16 protein-coding genes are annotated in these 19,134 nt (G+C 67.5%); 7 read left to right on the plus strand and 9 right to left on the minus strand.

Features of this window, described 5'->3' with window-relative positions; translation table 11 throughout:
* Nucleotides 1–68 precede the first annotated feature (68 nt).
* Both pbpC and V7787_RS47945 read right to left on the minus strand, forming a co-directional pair.
* Complete coding sequence (gene pbpC, locus V7787_RS47940; RefSeq protein WP_336094735.1) at nucleotides 69–2,450, minus strand: penicillin-binding protein 1C; 2,382 nt, start codon at nucleotides 2,448–2,450, stop codon at nucleotides 69–71.
* Nucleotides 2,447–8,362, minus strand: a complete 5,916-nt coding sequence (locus V7787_RS47945; RefSeq protein ID WP_336094736.1) for an alpha-2-macroglobulin — start codon at nucleotides 8,360–8,362, stop codon at nucleotides 2,447–2,449. The genes pbpC and V7787_RS47945 overlap by 4 nt, the downstream gene beginning before the upstream one ends.
* A 314-nt stretch (nucleotides 8,363–8,676) precedes the next feature.
* On the opposite strand from V7787_RS47945, the gene V7787_RS47950 reads away from it, so the two are divergent.
* The 3 genes from V7787_RS47950 (at nucleotide 8,677) to V7787_RS47960 (ending at nucleotide 10,549) form a co-directional block, all read left to right on the plus strand.
* Nucleotides 8,677–8,829 carry a hypothetical protein gene (locus V7787_RS47950; protein WP_336094737.1) on the plus strand — a complete coding sequence of 51 codons (153 nt, stop codon included), beginning with the start codon at nucleotides 8,677–8,679 and terminating at the stop codon, nucleotides 8,827–8,829.
* A gap of 55 nt (nucleotides 8,830–8,884) precedes the next feature.
* The gene (locus V7787_RS47955; protein WP_336094738.1) at nucleotides 8,885–9,355 is read left to right on the plus strand and encodes a hypothetical protein; all 471 of its coding nucleotides are present in this window, start codon (nucleotides 8,885–8,887) and stop codon (nucleotides 9,353–9,355) included.
* 204 nt (nucleotides 9,356–9,559) lie between these two features.
* Nucleotides 9,560–10,549, plus strand: a complete 990-nt coding sequence (locus tag V7787_RS47960; RefSeq protein WP_336094739.1) for an LLM class flavin-dependent oxidoreductase — start codon at nucleotides 9,560–9,562, stop codon at nucleotides 10,547–10,549.
* 55 nt (nucleotides 10,550–10,604) lie between these two features.
* Here the strand turns inward: V7787_RS47960 and V7787_RS47965 are convergent, their stop codons facing one another.
* From V7787_RS47965 to V7787_RS47985, 5 genes are all read right to left on the minus strand, one after another.
* Nucleotides 10,605–10,961 (minus strand): FKBP-type peptidyl-prolyl cis-trans isomerase, encoded by a 357-nt coding sequence (locus V7787_RS47965; protein WP_336094750.1) that lies wholly within the window; start codon nucleotides 10,959–10,961, stop codon nucleotides 10,605–10,607.
* A gap of 218 nt (nucleotides 10,962–11,179) precedes the next feature.
* Complete coding sequence (locus tag V7787_RS47970; protein WP_336094740.1) at nucleotides 11,180–11,734, minus strand: SRPBCC family protein; 555 nt, start codon at nucleotides 11,732–11,734, stop codon at nucleotides 11,180–11,182.
* A 30-nt stretch (nucleotides 11,735–11,764) separates the two neighbouring features.
* The gene (locus tag V7787_RS47975) at nucleotides 11,765–12,196 is read right to left on the minus strand and encodes an SRPBCC family protein (RefSeq protein ID WP_336094741.1); all 432 of its coding nucleotides are present in this window, start codon (nucleotides 12,194–12,196) and stop codon (nucleotides 11,765–11,767) included.
* A gap of 44 nt (nucleotides 12,197–12,240) precedes the next feature.
* Nucleotides 12,241–12,639 carry an ArsR/SmtB family transcription factor gene (locus tag V7787_RS47980; RefSeq protein ID WP_336094742.1) on the minus strand — a complete coding sequence of 133 codons (399 nt, stop codon included), beginning with the start codon at nucleotides 12,637–12,639 and terminating at the stop codon, nucleotides 12,241–12,243.
* Nucleotides 12,640–12,733: 94 nt separating this feature from the next.
* Nucleotides 12,734–13,552 (minus strand): helix-turn-helix domain-containing protein, encoded by an 819-nt coding sequence (locus V7787_RS47985; RefSeq protein WP_336094743.1) that lies wholly within the window; start codon nucleotides 13,550–13,552, stop codon nucleotides 12,734–12,736.
* Nucleotides 13,553–13,672: 120 nt separating this feature from the next.
* On the opposite strand from V7787_RS47985, the gene V7787_RS47990 reads away from it, so the two are divergent.
* The 3 genes from V7787_RS47990 (at nucleotide 13,673) to V7787_RS48000 (ending at nucleotide 15,302) form a co-directional block, all read left to right on the plus strand.
* Nucleotides 13,673–14,077 (plus strand): hypothetical protein, encoded by a 405-nt coding sequence (locus V7787_RS47990; protein WP_336094744.1) that lies wholly within the window; start codon nucleotides 13,673–13,675, stop codon nucleotides 14,075–14,077.
* A 301-nt stretch (nucleotides 14,078–14,378) separates the two neighbouring features.
* A complete protein-coding gene (locus tag V7787_RS47995) occupies nucleotides 14,379–14,501 on the plus strand; it encodes a hypothetical protein (protein WP_336094745.1) in 123 nt (40 codons plus the stop codon).
* A 132-nt stretch (nucleotides 14,502–14,633) separates the two neighbouring features.
* Nucleotides 14,634–15,302, plus strand: a complete 669-nt coding sequence (locus V7787_RS48000) for a hypothetical protein (protein ID WP_336094746.1) — start codon at nucleotides 14,634–14,636, stop codon at nucleotides 15,300–15,302.
* A gap of 117 nt (nucleotides 15,303–15,419) precedes the next feature.
* Here V7787_RS48000 and greB read toward each other — a convergent pair whose 3' ends face one another.
* Complete coding sequence (gene greB / locus V7787_RS48005; protein WP_336094747.1) at nucleotides 15,420–15,935, minus strand: transcription elongation factor GreB; 516 nt, start codon at nucleotides 15,933–15,935, stop codon at nucleotides 15,420–15,422.
* Nucleotides 15,936–16,089: 154 nt separating this feature from the next.
* Here greB and V7787_RS48010 point away from each other — a divergent pair, with 154 nt between their 5' ends.
* The gene (locus V7787_RS48010) at nucleotides 16,090–17,565 is read left to right on the plus strand and encodes a rhomboid family intramembrane serine protease (RefSeq protein ID WP_336094748.1); all 1,476 of its coding nucleotides are present in this window, start codon (nucleotides 16,090–16,092) and stop codon (nucleotides 17,563–17,565) included.
* 239 nt (nucleotides 17,566–17,804) lie between these two features.
* Here V7787_RS48010 and V7787_RS48015 read toward each other — a convergent pair whose 3' ends face one another.
* Nucleotides 17,805–19,067 (minus strand): hypothetical protein, encoded by a 1,263-nt coding sequence (locus V7787_RS48015; RefSeq protein WP_336094749.1) that lies wholly within the window; start codon nucleotides 19,065–19,067, stop codon nucleotides 17,805–17,807.
* Between the last annotated feature and the right edge of the window lie 67 nt (nucleotides 19,068–19,134).

Genomic DNA, 19,134 nt, shown 5'->3' on the forward strand with positions numbered 1-19,134 from the left:
CTAAGCCTTGTCGCGATGTTTGTCCTGAACCTAGGCCCGCATACCGACGGTGAGCATCGCGGCCCCGTCTACTGCACCACCGCCACTTCGATCTCGCGCTCATCGCTGCGCCCGCGATCGTCGACCACCGACAGCCGGAACTGACCGGTGCGGTCGGGCGTCCACGCCAGCGCCTTGCCCGGGTCGGCGCTGCCGATGAAGGTATTGCCGACGAACCAATACAGCTTGGACACGTCGGCATCGACAGTGGCCGCCAGGTTCAGGCTGACCTGATCGGGATGCGACAAGCGCATGGTGTAACGGGTGGCGCGGTAGGGCGAGGTGATGCTGGGCGCCGAACCCAGCCAATCCTGCGCGCCGCCGCAATCGTGGCCGCTCGGCGGGCGTCGGCGCGGGATGCCGGCCTGGGCGAACACCTGGGCCAGATCCGACGGCCAGAACTCGAATACTTCGGTGCGCATGCGGCTGGGATCGAAACGCCCGCAAGCCGGGCGGCCGCTGGCTTTGTCCAGCGCCACCGCGCGGTGCACGGTGCTGATCCGGATCGGCGATTTGCCCGGAATGAACCAGGTCATGCCGCGCTGCGGACACCAGGCATTGGGCAGGTCGCCGCTGGCGCGGCAGACTTCCACCCGCTTGATGTTGATCGGCCATTGCCGCACCGGATCGGCCAGGTCCACCCGCGCGGCGTTGAGGCCGTCGACGATGTCGAAGAACAACGGCGCCGCCGCTTCCACGCCGACCAGGGCCGGATTGCTGGAGCCGTCGAAATTGCCCAGCCACACCACCAGCACGTAGGGGCCGACGATGCCCGCGCTCCAGGCGTCGCGGAACGCCCACGAGGTGCCGGTCTTCCACGCCACCGGCAGCGGCCGCGAGGCCGATTGCGAACCCGCGTCGGGACGCGGATTGTGGCGCAGCATGTCGCGGGTGATGAACGCGGCCTCGGCGCTGATCAGGCGCGCGCCGTCCTCTTGCGGATCGCTCTCGCGCCAGCGCAGCGCGCGCAGGCGGCCGTCGTTGCCGAGCATGGCGTACATGCGCGCGAGTTCTTCCATGGTGACTTCGCCGCCGCCGAGCACCAGGGCCAGACCGTAATGGTCCTTGCTGGCCAGACGGCTGACCCCGGCCTGGCGCAGGAAGTCGTAGAAACCCGGTTGCTTGAGCTGCGCGGCGACATATACCGCGGGAATGTTGCGGCTGCGCACCAGCGCTTCGGTCGCGGTCACCGGGCCCATGAAGCGGCCGTCGAAATTCTCCGGCGTGTACGGGCCGAACGCGCTGGGCACATCGCGCAGCACGGTCTGTGGATGCAGCACGCCCTGGTCGAGGGCGAGCGCGTAGATGAAGGGTTTGAGGGTGGAACCGGGCGAGCGCTTGGCGTCGGCGCCGTTGACCTGGCCCTGGATGCCGGCGTCGAAATAATCGGCCGAGCCGACCAGCGCGCGCACGCCCATGTCGCGGGTGTCGATCAGGATCGCGCTGGCGTTGCGCAGGCCGCGACTGCGTTCGCGGCGCAGATGGTTGCGCACGCGTTCTTCCAGCAGCCGTTGCAGGCGCGCGTCCAGGGTGGTCTTCAGTTCCGGACCGGCCTGCGGATGCCAGGCGCGTTCGGCCAACACCCGATCGACCAGATGCGGCGCGCGGAACGGCAGTTCGCGCGCGCTGTGCAAACGCAGCGGCAGGCTCAGCAGCGCGTCTTCGGCCGCGTCTTCGGGGTGCAGCTCGCGCCAGCGCGCGTACAGCCGCGCGCGCGCGGCTTCCAGGCCGCGGCCGATGTAGTAGGCGTCGTCGTCGCGCGCGGCGAGTTTGCCGCGGCGCGAGGGCGCTTGCGGCAACACCGCCAAAGCCAGCGATTCTGGAAGGGTCAGGCGATCGGTTGGCTTGCGGTAATAGATCAGACTGGCCGCGCCGACGCCTTCGATGTTGCCGCCGTACGGGGCGAAATTCAGATACGCCTCAAGAATTTCGTCCTTGGAATAGAACAGCTCCAATTGCACCGCGCGCGCGATCTGCACCAGCTTGCCGCGCACATCGCGGGTCTGCAGGCGCCAGCGCAGGCGCGCCAGCTGCATGGTCAGGGTGGAACCGCCGACCCGGGCCTCGCCGCTGCCGTAGGTCGACCACGCACCGCGCACCAGGCTGATCGGGTTGAAGCCCGGATGCCAATAGAACCAGGCGTCCTCCTGCAGCATCACCGCTTCGACCAACTGCGGCGAGATCTGCTCCAGCGGCACCCACAGACGATAACGCTGGTCGCTGGCGAGGGTCAGCCGCAACAGCCGGCCCTCGCGGTCGCGCACCACGGTCGAAAGCGGGATCGCTTCCGACAGCGATGGGCGCGGATACAAACGCACCGCGCCGAGGATCGCCATGATGACGATCAGCGCCAGCAGCGCGGCGATCCATCGCCGCCGCTGCCGGGTCGAACCGAACAGCCGAAGGTTCATGGCGTGGGCGCATTCACCTGCAACTGCCCGGCCGGGCCGCCCTGCGCATACACCGAGCGTTCGTACATCGATTCGGCGTACACCGGCGGCACCACGAACTTGCCGCTGTTGTTGGCGCGGACCTTGTAGCGGAACTCGCTGGCCTCGCCACCGACGCCGCCGTACAGCACGATCCGGTCCTCGCGCTGTTCCACATGCATCGGCGCGAAGGTCGAGCCGGGCAGGGCCAGGGTCTGCTGCGGCGCCGCGTTCGGATCGGCGCCGTCGCGCGAGGGCTGGCCTTCTTCGGACTCCTCGCCGTCGCCGCAGTCTTCTTCGCAGCCCTCGCTTTCCTCGTTGGCGGCGCTGGCATCGGCTGCGGTGTACTGCATCACCGGTTCGAAACCGCCCGGCAGCAGATCCACCACCGCGATCGAATCGCGATACGCCGCGCCGAGCGCACGCACGCGCAGGCGCACGGTGACCTCCTGACCTTGCTTGATCGCGGTCACCGGCTTGCCGGCGTCGTCGAGGTAATCGCGCACCACTTCCAGGCCCTTGTCCTGCACCGCCTTGGGCAGAGCGCGGTCGAAGCCGCTCTGATTGACCAGGTACCAGGCCGGCGCCGGGCCGCCCGGCGCGACCCACAGGCGCAGGTCGCCGCCGGCGAACGCGCCGCGGGCGATGAGGCCCTGGGCCTGACCGATCTGCCGCGACTTGCCGTCCTTGCCGGCCGCTTCCAGCACCGGCAACGGCTGCTGCGGCTGCGCGCCGGCGTAGGCGTCCATCGCCAACACGGTCAAGGCCGAAGATAGGGTGTTGTAGCTGTTGTGGCGCAACGGATCGAGCAGGCGTTCCAGCGCGGTCATCTTCAGCCCGTCGCGGGTCAGCGCGGGGAAGTGGCGGTTGAGCAGGTACACCGTCCAGGCCTGATCGATGCCGTTGTCGTAGTAGTTCGAGTACGCCGTGGCCACGGTCGCGGCTGCCGAGTTGGCGCGGATCAAGGCCTTGTTGACCAACGGCCGCGCCGCCTTGTCCTGCTGCAGCAGCTGATAGCTCGAAGCGATCAGCAAGCCGGCGACGTCGTTCTCCCAGGTCTTGGGCTGATCGCGCTTGATCTGCTCGTGCACCGCGCTGAGCAGATTGCTGGCGGTGCGGCCCTGGCGCACCAGCAGATACACCGCCAGCGCGCGGCTGCGCAGCGACGGCAGATCGTTGCCGGAGCGGTCGGCGGCCATCTGTTCCAGGTAGCCGTTGAGCGAGGTAAGCAGATCGGCGGGAATGGCCTGGCCGCGATCGCGCGCTTCGATCAAATACAGCGCGGCATAACCGGTGACGAAGTCGTCGGCGTCGGGCGTGGCGGTCCACAGACCGATGCCGCCTTCGCTGTTCTGGCGCGAACGCAGCACGTCGACTATGTCTTGCTTCGGATTGCCCGAGGCCGGCGCGACGATCTTGCCCAGTTCCGGATGCGCGGCCAGCACCAGCGCCGGGAACGCGCCGCTGAGCAACTGTTCGCTGCACTGGTGCGGGTAGTCGCCCAGGTACGCGGCCAGCCCGTCCACCGCCACCAGCGGCGACACCGACGCCGACAACTGGCGGGTGGCGCGCTGGTCGTACATCGAACGCAGCGGCTGGATGATGCTGCGCTTGTCGGCGCGGCCGGCGATCAGGTCCTGACGCGCGACCAGCGCCGGACGCAGCGACAACTCGATCCGGCGCTTGGCCGAATAGTTGCCCGATGCGGCCTGGATACCGACCGGCAACGCACCCAGGGCATTACCGGCGCGAACCCGGAACCGCACCGTGGTTTCGCTGCGTGGGGCGATGCTGACCGGCGCCGGCGCGGCGCCGACCAGGCTCAGCGAGGCCGGCAATTGCAGGCTCACCGTCACCTGCGAAGGCTTGTTCGCGCCTTCGATGGTGTTGGCCACGCCGACCGGCAGGTCGAACTCATCGCCGGGCGCGACGTGGGTCGGCACGGTCGGGGTCAGCACGAAATCGCCGCGCACGATCGCATCGTCCTGGATCACGCCGATGCGCTCGGGCGTCACCGCCACCGCGACCACGCGCACGCGGCCGTTGAAGTGGTCGGGCAGGGTGAACTTGAACTGATGCGCGCCGTCGACATCGACGATGCCCGACCACCACACCGCCGGTTTCTCCGACTTGCGCTTGAACGGATTGAGGTGCTTGGCCATGCCGCCTTCGCCGTCGCCGCCGGGCGCGGCGGATGCGGCGATGCGGCTGAACTCGGGCAGCAACAGATCCAGGATCTGGGCGGTGTCCACTTGCAGCATCTTCTTGCGGAAGAAATGATCCAGCGGATCGCCGACGCGATAGCGCGCGACCTGCAGGATGCCTTCATCGACCGCGAACAACGCCACCCGCGCCTTGCCGTCGGTGGTCAGGTCCGCGGTCATCGGCGTGCCGGGCTTGGTCACCTTGGGCAGAGTCAACTTCAACGGCTGGGTGCGCGCGCTGCGATCCACCGCGAACGGCGCCACGCCGAACGACAGCGGGCTCATGTAGATCTCATCGGAGTTCGGATCGCGCAGGAACTGCACGTTGATGTAGCCGTTGCCCTCGAAATCGGCCGGCACCACGATCTTCTGCACGCTGGCGCTGCTGTCGGCGCGGAACCAGGCGTGCGCATAGACCTTGTCGCGCTCCAGCGTAATCAGGCCGCTGCCGGCGTACGGCGCGCGGATGCTGATCTCGATGGTCTCGCCCGGCTTGTAACTGGGCTTGGACAGATTCAGGCTCAGCTCGGCGTTGCGTTCCAGCGAGCGCGACAGATTGGCCGCACCGGCGATCTGATAGCCGATCTGGTTAAGCACCTTGCCGTCGGCGTTGCGCACTTCCAGGACGAAGTCGCCGGGCTGATCGGTCGGCAACGACACGTTCTGACGCCCGCCGGCCAGGGCCAGCGCTTGGTCGCGCTTGTCGTAGCGACGTTCGTGCGAGACGTAGCGGTACAGCCCCGAATCCTGCTTGGTCAGCACCGAGACGTAGCGTTTTTCCACCACCACCGCGCGCAGACCGGCGACCGCCTTGGGCTGGCCGTCCTGGCCGATGGCCAGCAGCTGCAACGCGCGCTTGGCCCCGCGCTTGATGTAGTTCAGATCGTCCTGCGGCTTGATCCCGACCAGGAAATCGTTGTTCGACACCAGCGCGCTGGTCTGCGCGGCGACGTTGCGCCCGCTGCCGGGTTCGAACGCGCGCGCCAGGAAACTCAGCTGATACGTGGCGCGCTCGTACTTGGTCAGATCGAGCTTGAACTCGGCCTTGCCCTCGGCGTTGGTGGTCTGATCGCTGAGCGCTTCGTCGTAACCTTCCTTAGCCCGTTGCGGGTCGAAGAACTGATAGCCCGGGTGTTGGGCGAAGCTGGGGAAGTAGGGACGCAGCACCAAGGTGCCCTCGACCCGGCGCTGCTGCGCGGGCGTGCCGAACAGATTCTCGGCGGTGACCGTCGCGGCCAGTTGCTCGGGCTTGATCCAGCCCTTGGGATTGTCCGCCGACAGCTTGGCCGAGACCTTCATGGTGTCGGGCGCGAACTCGCGCACCTGCACCGAGGTCGAGCCGATGCTGGTGCGCTGGTCGTCGCGGCCGAGCAGGAACAACTGCACCTGCCAGGTACCGCTGGGCGCGCTTTCGCTCGGCGCGAAGCTGGCGCTTTCGAAGCCTTGTTCGCTGAGCTTGAGCTTCTGCCGCTTGGCCACGTTGCCGCGCGGATCGGTGAACTCCCATTCCAGCGGCAGGCCGGTCAGCGGGCGCTTCCAGTCGGCGGCGCGCACGATCATGCCGATGTTGACGGTGTCGCCCGGGCGGTACAGGCCGCGGTCGGAGAACAGGAACGCGTTGAGCGCGCCGGCTTCCAGGTCGTTGGGTTCGCCGCCGATGTCGAAGCGCGAGTAATCCAGCTTGCGCCGGTAATCGTCGATCGGCAGGAACGAATAGTCCTCGCCCTGGCTGACGGTCAGCATCGCCGGTTCTTTTTCGCGCTTGAAGCCCTTCAGCGAAGGAATCTGGGCGCGGCCGCTGGCGTCGGTGTCGGCCTCGACCAGGGTTTCGCCGTTGCGCGCGACCGCGCGCACCCGCGCGCCGGCCACCGGCGCGCCGTTGGACAGCGATTGCACGAACACGTCGCGGCGTCCGTCCATGGCTTGCTTGACCACGATGCCCAGGTCGGTGAGCACCACCAGACGGCTGTCTTCCTCGCTGCCGGCGTCGTCGGCCAGGGTTTCCTCGGCCGGGCGCTTGTTGTCGTCCTCGCTCAAAGTGCGCAGGCTCAGCAGGAACACGCCGCGGCGGTTGGGCTTGAGGTACTGGCCCAGGTCCACGCCCTCGTAATGCGCCTTGGCCGGGTTGTCGGCGGGCAGGGTCAGGCGTTTTTCTTCGCGTTCGACCAGGCTGTCGGCGGCGAGGTTGTAGAAGCTGGGCTTGGCGTAATCGCCGCTGTTGTTGAACACCAGATGCTGGATCTGCTCGGGCAGGACCCGGGCGATTTCCAGGCGCGCGGCCGGCACGTTGCGCGAGACCACGCTGACCCGGCGTTCGCCGCGCAGCGACAGCAGCGCGCCTTCGCCGACGAAGCGCAGCAGCTTGGGATACTCGGGCACGGTCTGCACGGTCGAGTAGTTGCCGCCGAGGATGAAACCGCCGAAGGCTTTCAGGCCTTTGTTGACGCGCAGATAGAGTTGCCGTCCCGGCGGCGCCTGGAACTTGAAGCTGTGGGTTTCGATGTACTCGCGCTCGGTCGGCACCGGGCTCAGCGGCAGCGCGGTGGCGGCCTTGAGCACGGTTTCGTCGACATCGTCGCGCGACCAGTTGCGGTTGCCGCTCTGTTCCTTGGCCGGACGCCGCGGATCCTTGCTCGGCAGCAGCCAGGCGCGCACCGCGCCGGCCACTTCGGTGTCGCGCATGGCGTTGTTGAAGCTCAGCACCAGCACTTGCTCGGGTTCGAAGCGCTCGTTCTCGACCAGGGTGGTGTCGACGCTGTCGACGCTGACGCTGTACAGCGAGGGCAGACGCACGCTGGCGCTGAGTTTGTCGGCGCTGCCTTCGCCGCCGAGCGCGCTGACCACGCCGGGGGCGAGCTCGAGTTTGAGCGTGCCGCCGTTCTCGGGCAGGGTCAGCGGTTCGGAATGCACCCAAGCCTTGAGCCGGGTGTCGTCGTAGGTGAGGGTGTACTTGGGCGCGGCCAGCGCGGTGCCGGCGCCGTCGGCCAGCGACAGCGCGACCCGGCGCTGCAACTGCGCCTCATCGACCGGGTGCGAGAACTTGAGCTCGAACACGCCCTTCTTCAGCGCCGGATCCTGTGGGTCCTGGTAGAACTCGCTGCTGGCGATGTCGGCCTTGAACGGCGCGGTGGCGAATTCGAACTGATGCTCCTGCAGCAGCACCTTGGGCGCGACGGTCTGCTTGGGATCGAGTTCGACCGTGTACTGGGTCTTGACCGGCCAGTCGCCCGACGGGGTGAACACCAAGGTCTTGTCGTCTTCCCAATGCCAGGCGCCTTTGAGTTCCGGGCTCAGGCTGACCCCGACCGGCGCGGCGCCGATCTGCTTGAGCGGCGCGGCCGAGTCGGAGAAGGTCAGCCGCAGGGTGTCGACCTTGGCCGGCTTGCGGCTGTAGTCGGTGAGCTCCGGAGTGTCCACTTCGACCGACAGCGCGCCGGGGATCACCGGCTTGGGCCGGGTGGCGAGCCAATAGCCGAGCCAGACGACCGCGATCAGGCCGAGCAGGCTGCCCAGATACAACTTGGGTTTTTGCCGGACCCGCGCGAGCGGTGCGGCGATCCACGGTGGCGGCGACCAGGACAGATCGCCGAGCACGGCGCGCTTGGCGCGCGTCCAGGCGTTGGCGCGGCCGGCGGCGTCGCCGGCCTCCGTGTCGGGGGCCGGTTGCGGCGGCGGCGAAGAGGTTTGCATTGCGGAAGTTCCGATCCGTGGTGCGGTGGCCAGTGCCGGGCCGAGCGATCCGATGCTCGGCCGGGTTCCCTTGGAGTGCGTTTGGTGTCTGCTTTTCGACTGAGCGCGTGGCGTTTTCGGCGCGCTCGCGTATCGATCGATGCGGTAGACCCAAATGTTAGGAAATTGTTCCTGCCGTTCGTCGGCTTGTCGAGATTTTTTTATCGATGGGGCCGATCGCGGGGCGCGGGCGGGCAGGAGGGCCGGCCGGACGGCACTTGGTCGGCGCCGGCGCGGCGGTCTAAGCTCGGGGCCGTTTTGCCGCTGGAGCTTGCATGGACATCGTTGCGCTGATCGCCGTTTTCGTCGGTTTGTACCTGGCCTTCAAGCTGGTCGGGTTGTTGTTGAAGTCGGCGATGTGGCTGGTGGTGATCGGCGGCTTGTACTGGCTGATCGCGCCGCTGGCCGATTGGCCGATGCCGGGCTAGGCCGCGCGGCGGCGGGTTTGCGGTTCCGACCTTACCTACAGGAGCGTGTCGCCTCATGAGTCCTACCGATCAGGCCGTACCCCAGCAGTGGATCGACGACACCCAAGACATCGGCCGGCTGGTGCGGGCCATCTACGCCTGCATTTCCGGCCCGGCCGGCGCGCCGCGCGACTGGGCGCGTTTCCGCTATCTGTGCCACCCGCGCAATATCAGCTTGCGCACGGTGGTCCAGGCCGACGGCTCCACCCGCGCGGCGGTGTTCGACACCGAGCAGTACATCGCCGATGTGTCGGCGTTTTTCGCCGAGAACGATTTTTATGAGGTCGAGACCGATCAGCGGGTCGAGCGGTTCGGGCAGATCGCGCATGTGTGGAGCAAGTACGACGCGCGGCCGACGGCGGACTCGCCGGTGTTGCTCAAGCGCGGGGCCAACAGCATTCAGCTGTGCCATGAGCATGGGCGGTGGTGGGTGGTTTGTACGGTTTGGGATAACGAGCGCGAAGGTTTGAGCTTCGATTTGTTTTGAGGGGCGCGTGCCCTCATCCGCCCCTTCGGGGCACCTTCTCCCGCGAAGCGGGAGAAGGGTTGGGGTGAGGGCAGCCCAGCCGCACGCGATCTCCCATCGCAGCCCATCAGGCAACACACTCGATCCAACCAGGCGCGAATCCCGCGCTGGATTCGCCACGCATAGCCCCCAACTCGGAGAGATCTCCCCCCGAGCCGCCCAAGCATGCTGCCGTTCTCCGTCCTCGACCTAGCCCCCGTCACCGAAGGCAGCGACACCCGCCAAGCATTCGCCAACAGCCTCGAGCTGGCCCGCCACGCCGAAGCGCTGGGCTACACCCGCTACTGGCTGGCCGAACACCACAACATGCCCGGCATCGCCAGCGCCGCGACCGCGGTGTTGATCGGCCATATCGCCGGCGGCACCTCGACCATCCGCGTCGGCGCCGGCGGCATCATGCTGCCCAACCACGCGCCGCTGCAGGTGGCCGAACAATTCGGCACCCTGGCCTCGCTCTATCCCGGCCGCATCGACCTGGGCCTGGGCCGCGCGCCCGGCACCGACCAGGCCACCGCGCGCGCCTTGCGCCGCTACTACGACGGCGCCGACAGTTTTCCCCAGGACGTCAGCGAACTGCTGCATTACTTCGAACCCGTGCAACCCGGGCAAGCGGTGCGCGCGGTGCCCGGCGCGGGCCTGGACGTGCCGGTGTGGCTGCTCGGATCGAGCTTGTTCAGCGCGCGCCTGTCGGCGGCGATGGGCCTGCCGTTCGCGTTCGCCTCGCATTTCGCCCCCGACGCGATGGACGAAGCGCTGAATCTGTACCGGCGCGATTTCCAGCCGTCCGCGCGCCTGTCCGCGCCTTACGCGATGCTGGCCTTGAACGTGGTCGCCGCCGACGACAGCGCGCAGGCGCGGCGTTTGTTCACCACCCAGCAGCAGGCCTTCGTCAATCTGCGCCGCGGCCGGCCCGGCCTGATTCCGCCGCCGATCGAGGACATCGAAAGTTTCTGGACGCCGCTGGAAAAGGCCGGCGTGGCTCAGGCCCTGGCCTGCGCGGTGGTCGGCGATCCGAACGAGGTGGCCGAAGGCATCAAGGCGTTCGTGGCCCGGCATCGGCCGGACGAATTGATGGTGACGGCGAACATCTTCGAGCACACCGCGCGGCTGCGTTCGTTCGAACTGGCGGCGGGGGCGTTGAAGCGTTCGGTCTGAGCGTAGGTTTAAAGCCACCGGCGCGACGACGATGCCGTCGCGCCGGACGCAGCGCTCAGCGCTGCTCGACCCCGAGCAATTCCACTTCGAACACCAGCGAGGTATCCGGCGGAATCGCGCCGCCGCCCGCGCCGGAGGCGCCGTAGCCCAGGTCGGAGGGAATCATCAGCGTGCGTTTGCCGCCCACGCGCATGCCGGCGACGCCGTCGTCCCAGCCGCGGATCACCCGGCCGGCGCCGAGCAGGAAGCTGAAAGGCTTGCCGCGATCGTAGGAACTGTCGAACTTGCTGCCGCGCTTGTCCGCGGCTTTTTCGTCGTACAGCCAGCCGTTGTACTGGACGATCACCTCTTGCCCCGCCTGCGCGACCGCGCCGGTGCCGACCTGTTGGTCGATGACCTGGAACTCGGCGATGCGGCCGCTGTAGACCTTGGGCGCGGCGGCCTGTTCCGGCGCGGCTGGGCGGTTGCAGGCGCTCAGGGTCACGGCGGCGCAGGCCAGGGTCAGCGCCAGCAATACCTGCCTGGGGCGGGAAGGCGAGAACGCATTACGGATAAGCGACACAAACACCTCGATTGATCGGCGATTCGGCGCACAGCTTAGCCGTTGCCCGCGCCGGTCGCTCGCGGGGCTCAGTCCAACGGCAGCCGCGCCTCGTATTCCGCTTCCAGGCGGGTATGCGCGCGCCAGAATCCGTCCGGCGCCTGTCCCGACAGACGCGCGATCAGAATGTCCAGGTGGGTGTGCCAGCCGCTGGCGACGCTGATGAATTCGTCGCGGCCGACCAGACGGCGATGGGTCACCACCAAACGCACCTGCGCGCCTTCGCTGCTGAGCTGGAAACACACCTCCGAAGGCAGCTCGCGGTGTTCGCTCCAGGTGTAACTGAGCAGGTAGGGCGGATCGATCGCGGTGATGCGGCCGTGGTTGCGGGTTTCGCCGCTGTAGGCGCGATGTTTCTCCGGCACCGGATCGTCGTTGTCGCTGAGTTGGGCGTGATCGAAGATCAGCTCGACCGCGCCGCCCAGGTACAGCGCCATCTCACCACTGGCCAGCCACAGCCGGCGTTTGTCGGCTTCGGTCAGATACGCCCAGACGCGTTCGATCGGGCCGGGCAACAGGCGTTCGATGCGGACGGTGTCGGCGGCGATGCGGCGGCCGTAGTGCTGATCGGAGGAAAGCGTCATCGGCGATCTCGCTGGTTTGCGGCGCGCGGGTCAGAACATGCGGCGCTGGTAGGGCAGGCCGGCGCCGTGCTCGCAGTAGCTTTTAAGGCTGTAGAGGAACATCGCCCAGTTGTAGTTGCAGAAGCGATAGCACTCGCCGAGCTCGCGCCAGCCGCGATGGCCCAGGCTCACCGCGACCCGGCCGTCCTGCGCCTGCAGGTCGAAATGGATTTCGGTGCCGAGCCAATCGGTTTCGTCGGACGCCACGCATCGCCACGCCAGACGTTGGTCGGGCTGCCACACCACGGTCTGCATATCGGTGGGGATGTCGTCGCCGAACAGGTAGCGGTTGATCCGGTCCGGGCCGGGCTCGACCGTGCAGGTCGAAGTCCAGACTTCGCTCATCCCGGTTTGGGTGGTCAGCGCCTGGAAGACGCGTTCGATCGGCGCCTTGATGTATTGGATATGTTCGATGGCGTGCATGACAAAGGCCTGGGTTGGGCGATGCGTCGCGTCGAGACCGACGCTCACTCGCGGGGTTTGCGCCGCGGTTTGGGCGACGGCGGGGACGCAGCGGGCACGGCTGGACGTTGGGCTCGGTCTTCGGCGCGCAGCAACGCCTCCAGCCGATCCAGGCTTCGGTTCCAGAAGCGTTCGTAGTGGCGCAACCACTCGAAACCGCCGTGCAGCGGATGCGCATCGAGCCGGCACAGATGGGTGCGGCCGAGCACGGTGCGCTGGACCAGGCCGGCGCGTTCCAGCGCTTTGATGTGCTTGGACGCGGCGGCCAAGGTCATGTGGAACGGCTCGGCGAGTTCGCCGACGCTGCGTTCGCGTTCGGCCAGGCTGCGCAGCATCGCTCGCCGGGTGGGATCGGCGAGGGCCTGGAATACGGCGTCGAGCCGTTCGGAGTCATGTTCAACCATGCGGTTGAATATCCGCCCGTGCCGGGCGATTGTCAACCGATTGGTATAACTTCAGCGCGGGCGCCGACCGGCGGTCGGCGCGGCCGGGCCGGGGTCAGTGCGCAGGCGGGGACGCAGGGTCCAGCATCGTCGCCAGCGTGCGCATCGCTTGCGCGGTGGCGGCGTCGGCTGGGAAGAAGGATTCGATCGCGACCTCCGACAAGGTCACGTCCATCGGTGTGCCGAACACGGTGGTGGTGCTGATGAAGGACAGATCGCCGAGTTCGCTGCGGACCCGGAACGGCACCGCGACCAGGCTGGAGGCGGGCACGTCGTTTTCGTCGAAGTCGTCCGGCGCGGGGTAGGCGGCCAGTTCCTGGTACAGCTCCGACAACACCGGATCGCCGGTGGCGGCGATCTGATGACGCAGACGATGCAGCAAGTGCGCGCGCCACTCGCCCAGGTTGATGATCCGCGGCGCCAGACCTTCGGGGTGCAGGCCCACGCGCAATACGTTGGAGGGACGCGCGAGCAGGAACTCGGGCACGCCGGCCAGCAGCGGGGTCAGCGCGCGGTTGTGTTCGATCAGATTCCAGTGCCGGTCCACCGCCAGCGCCGGATGCGGCTCGTGGCCGTACAGCACCAGCTCGATCGCCGCGTGCGCCTCGCGCAGGGCCGGGTGGTCGAGCGCGCGTTCGGCGTAGATCGGCGCCAGCCCGGCGGCGGTCATCAGCTGATTGCGCTCGCGCAGCGGCACGTCCAGGCGGTCGGCCAGCCGCAGCAGCATCGCCCGGCTCGGCAGCGAGCGGCCGGTTTCGATGAAGCTGACGTGGCGGGTGGAGATCTGCGCCATTTCGGCCAGATCGAATTGGGTCAGACGGCGACGCTGGCGCCAATCGCGCAACAGCTCGCCCACGGGGCGTTGATCGTTCATGCCGCGAAGATAGCCCAGCGCCGCGTGCGGCGGCATTACCTGCCGGGTAATCGACCGGCCGCGGGGGCGGGTGTGTGATGGCGTCGAACCCAAACGAACGATCACACAGGAGCAACGACCATGGCCATCGCCACCCACGCCCCCGCTTCGCAAATGCTGCGCAAGGTAGTCCTCGCCGACGCCGTCGTCTCCGGCGCCGCCGGTTTCCTGCAACTGGGCGCAGCCGGCCCGTTGTCCGCATGGCTGGGTATCGACGCCGGCTGGCTGCGCGGCGCCGGCTGCGTATTGATCGTGTGGCTGGCGTTCCTGCTGTGGAGCTTGAGCCGCAAGCACCTGAGCGCGCCGCTGGTGTGGACGATCATCGGCGTCAACCTCGCCTGGATCGCGGCCTCGGTGCTGGTGCTGGTGGAAGGCGCGATCGCGCCGAACGCGCTGGGCATGGCCTTCGTGCTGGCGCAGGCGGCGGTGGTGGCGGTGTTCGCCGAGCTGCAGTTCTTCGGGCTGCGTCGGCAGCAGCGCGGCTGAGCGGGGCCGGTATGGGCACTGTCCATCCGCGTGAGTCGGGCAGAACCGCCGCGATTGCGGCGGTTTTGTCGGTTGCGCCGGCGGCGTTGAAGCGGAGTGGGGCTGCGCCGGCGGCGTTGCCGCATGTTTGTGCCTGGTGTCCGGATTTGATGCGGTGTCGGGCGCCGGCGGCGTCTTTTGGTGGGGAGGGCAAGATCAAAATGGGTTCCGGCTTTCGCCGGAATGACGGTGAGTGGATTAGCGACCGGAATGACGGTGAGTGAGTTAGTTACCGTCATTCCGGCGAAAGCCGGAACCCATTTTGACTTTGCTCCCGACCACCGCGCCAGAACCGTTTGCCGGCAGCGCTTACAACGAAACCGACCTGCGCGCGCTGCATCTGTACCTGCGCCAGTTGCCGCCCCGGCCCGCCGGACAGCGCTGAACGCTACGCCGCATCGCCGTTCGTCGCGCGCGCGGCGGCCGCTGACCTGAGACCGGCGGATTTCGCGTCAGTCGCAATCGCGGCCGATCGCGCGCAAGCTGTGCGCAGGCATCGTTTGGGGAGGGGATGGCGATGAAATCCGCGTATAAGGTTTGGACTCATCCGCTGTGTGCGGCGCTGTGCCTGCTCAGCGCGCCGGCATGGGCGCAATCCGAACCCAAACCCGCGATCCCGCCGCTGACCACGGAGGCGGCCGCCGCGATGCTCGACGGCGGCCTGACCCTGGAACAGCGCAAGGACGGCGATTTCGACGGCGACGGCGAGACCGACACGGTCATCGTCGGCCGCAGCGACGACCGACGCGTGTTGATGGCGTTGCTGGCCTATCGCAGCGAAGTCGACCTCGGCCACCAGCCGGTCGGCACGCTGGAACTGGATGCGTATCCGCTCGGCGGCGCGTCGATTTCGATGCGCAAGGGCGTGCTGGTGATCGAAGACCTCACCGGCGGCACCACCGCCACCCAGACCACCTACCGCTATCGCTACGAGCCCAAAACCCAGCGCATGCGTCTGATCGGCCTGGACGCGCAGAACTACAGCCGCACCAACAGCCACGGCACCCTCAAGCTGAGCTGGAACCTGTTGACCGGCGACCGGGTGATCGAGCGCGGCGAGCCGAATGTCTCGGGCAAGGGCGATGAGGCGATCGTCTACGCGCCGGCCAAGCGCGACAAACGCGCGAGCAAGCCGCTGTACATGGAAACCACGCCGAACCCGGACGAATTGCTCAACACGTTGTAGCCGGGCTGCGTTCCGAACCCACACCCCGTCACTCACACCCCGTCATTCCGGCGGAAGCCGGAATCCATTTTGACTTTGCTCTAGTCACCCAGAACAACGCGGCTACTTCAGCCCCGCTCAACCAGCAACAGGCCCGACATAAGAAACCTCGACGATCGCAAACCGCGCCATCCCCCCCGGCAACTGCGCGTCGAACTCATCGTCGATCCGCCGCTTCAGCATCGCCCGCGCCAACGGCGAGTCGATGCTGATGTAACCCAGCTTGGCGTCGGTCTCATCCGGCCCGACGATGCGATACCGCGCCGTCTCGCCGCTGACCACGTTCTCCACCTCGATCCAGGCGCCGAAAAACACCGACTGCGGATCGCTGGGCGTGGTCTCGATCACCCGCAGCAACGGCAGCCGCTTGCTCAGATAGCGCACCCGCCGATCGATCTCGGCCAGTTGCTTCTTGCGGTAGGTGTACTCGGCGTTTTCCGAACGGTCGCCCTCGGCCGCGGCCGCCGCCAGCGCCTTGACCACCTCCGGACGGCGCACCCGCCACAGCTCATCGAGCTCATGCTTGAGCCGCGCGTGGCCCTCCCGGGTGATCAGGGCGGTGCTGTGTTCGGCAGGGGGGCGCCATCGGCCCATCGCAACGGCCATCGGTACAAGTGGGGCGGCCGTTATCGCAGAGTGGGCGGCGGGGTTCAAGCGCGATGTCGCGCGTTCGGCTTGCCAAGGCCGCAACAGACCGGCAACGTTGTGACCGCCGAAACACTTCCTTCTCTTTTCCTGTCCCCAACCCATGCTGATCCTGCCGCTGCACCGGCCGTTCACCCGCGCCAACTTTCCGTTCGTGACCGTACTGCTGGCCGTGATCAACGTGTTCGTGTTCTTCGCCCTGCAAGGCGGGGACCGCGAGGGATTGGAAAAGCTGCGCCAGTACTACCTGGAATCGGGGCTGGGCAAAATCGAGGCCCCAGCGTATGAGCGCCATCTGCGCGAAACCGGCCAGCGCGAGGCGATGACTGCCTATCAGGCCATCGACGCGAACGAACGCATGGCCTACGTCGGCATGCGCACGCTGACCGACGTCGGCTTCGCCCAGGCCCTGCGCGGCGGCGCGCTGTTCGAGGACGCGCAAACCCTGGAGCGCTGGAAGCCGCTGCGCGCGGATTACGACAAGCTGCAGGGCGAGGTGTTCACCTTGCGCCACATCATGCGCAGTTCCGAGTTCGACCCGTGGCGGATGTTCTCGGCCGCGTTCCTGCACGGCGATCCGATGCACCTGATCGGCAACATGGTGTTCCTGCTCGCGCTGGGACTGCTGGTGGAAGGCGCGGTCGGCCCGCTGCTGTTCGCGCTGCTGTACGTGCTCGGCGCCTACGGTTCCAGCGCGGCCTCGTTGCTGTGGCGCTGGGGCGAAGCCGGCGGCGGGCTCGGCGCGTCCGGCGCCATCGCCGCGCTGATGGGCGCGTTCTGCCTGGTCTGGGGGCTGCGCCCGGTGCGGTTTTTCTACTGGATCGGCGTGGTCTTCGATTACGTGCGCGCCCCGGCGATCTTGCTGCTGCCGGTGTGGCTGGGCTGGGAGCTGTACAACCTGTTGGCGAATTCGGACATGGGCATCGGCTTCGACGCCCACGCCGGCGGCTTGATCAGCGGCGCGTTGATCGGCGCGGCGTTCGTGGCGCTGGGGCGGGTGCGCGAAAGCTTCGTCGGCGACGCTGCCGAAGCGGCGGCGCCGGACACGCGCTGGGAGCAAGCGCAGCGGCACCTGGGGCAGATGCAATTGCCCGAGGCCGACCGCTTGCTGGAGCAACTGGAGCGCGAACAGCCGCAACGGTTCGAAATCAAACTGGCGCGTTACCGGGTGGCGCGCAACGGCGGACGGCGCGATCTGCTGGCCCAGCGCGGCGGCGACTTGCTCGCCGCCGTCGCCGACAACCTGGAAGGCGTGCGGGCGCAGGCCGAGGCCCTGAAAGCGCTGGAAACCTCCGGCGGCGCGTTCGACGCGGCGCAGCGGCAGGCGTTGGCGCGGGCGTGGATCAAGTTGGGGGCATTCGATGAAGTCGAAGCCTTGCTCAGCAGCGAGGCCAGCCGCGCTTTGCCGGAGCAGACCCAGGCGCAGCTGTGGTTCGAGCTTGCATTGGGGCATCGCGACCGCCATGCGCCGCAGGCTCAGGCCAAGGTGTTGCGTGGGTTGATCGAACGCTATCCGCTGCAGCCGCAGGCCGAGAAGGCGCGGTTTTTGTTGGAGCATGAGCTGAGCGCACAGGGCTAAGCGTCTGTAGGAGCGAGGTCCTACGGGGATTGCCTGCGGTCGCGAGCTGCGACTGCGCCGATATAGCCGTGTCGAAACCCGCGCAATCGTTGCGAATTCGCGGTCGCAGCTCGCGCAGCTCCTACAGGGGCTGCGGAACGTTGCTGGTCGACCCCGCATGGCCTACCTGTAGGAGCGGCGCAAGCCGCGACCGCGGAAATCCAACTACGGCGATAGCCCCGCTTGGCGCCCGCCAGGGATCAAGCCTTCACCGGCGCCAACGGCTTCAACGCCGCCTGCAACTTCTGCCGCAACTCATCGTCCTCGCACCGCGCCAGCGCCTGTTCCAACAACGCCCGCGCCTCATCGTCGCGACCGAACCGATCCACCAGCAGCAACGCCGCATCCAGCGCCCACCGCGGCGCCGAAGGATTGCGCGGCGACTGACGCAGCAGCGAGCGCAGCACGTCGACCGCCAACTGCGACTGACCGGCCAGGCGCGCGCGTTCGGCCAGACGCTCCGCGTGCTCGCTCTGCATCGGCGCGAACTCCGGATCGGCGTCCATGGCCTCGCGCAACACCGTCAGCGCGCGGGTCTCCTGCTTCTCGATCATCAGCAGGTTGAGGTACTGGCGCGAATGCTCGCTGCGTTCGGCCGGGCTGCCGTCGGTGCGCAGCAGGCGGTGATACAACTCGTGCACTTCCGGCGTCACCGAACGCACCCGGATCTCGGCGCGCAAGGTCTCCTTGGCCGCGTCGTTGTGGCCGTCGCGCACCAGCGCCTGCGCGCGTTCGAGCAAGTCGCCGTCGCGGTTGTGCAGGGTGGGCAGGGCGTTGCGGTGGCTCTCGGGCTCGTAGCCGAGTTCCTCGTGGTACTGATAAACCAGATAGCCCATCAAGTGGAACGCGGCGAACAAGCCCCAGAACGAGACCAGATTCAACAGCGGCCCGCCCAGGATCACCGGGATGAACTTGGCCATCCAGATGCCGGCGGTGGCCACGCTGGCCTGGATCACGAACAGCAACCCGAACACCGCCAGATACGGCCAGCCGACCCGGCCGATGATCGCGAACGAGGTGGCCGGATTGAGCGCATTGCTCAAGCTGCCGTCGATCGCCAGCGACATGATGCAGCCCGGCTGCAGGAACACGATCGCGGCGATGGTGAGCAGGCCCACCAACGGCCCGCCGAACAACAACGCCACGATCACCACCACCATGTAGATCAACTGCAGCGCGATCAAGCGCCAGACCACGCCGCCGTCGACCTTGAGCACGCTCTCCGGCGGGTCCATGCGCCCGTCGGCGGTGGCGCGCAGGATTTCGAAGGCGTACTTGTACGCCGCCAGCCAGGTGATCAGCTTGAACAGCCAGCCCACGCCCGGCAGCGCGCCGAGCAGGGCGATGAACACCGTCAGCATCAACAAGGTGTAGAACGCCGCGCCGCGGATCGGGTACAGCGAGATCGAACGCAGCCGGTGCCAGAACGGAACCGGGGTCGTAGAGGTCGGGTTGGGCGGCATGGCAGCGGTCAAACCGTGACGTAAGTCGGGATCGGGCTACGTTAGCCGATTCCTGGGCCGCCCGGAC

Source organism: Pseudomonas sp. CGJS7 (genome assembly GCF_036961695.1).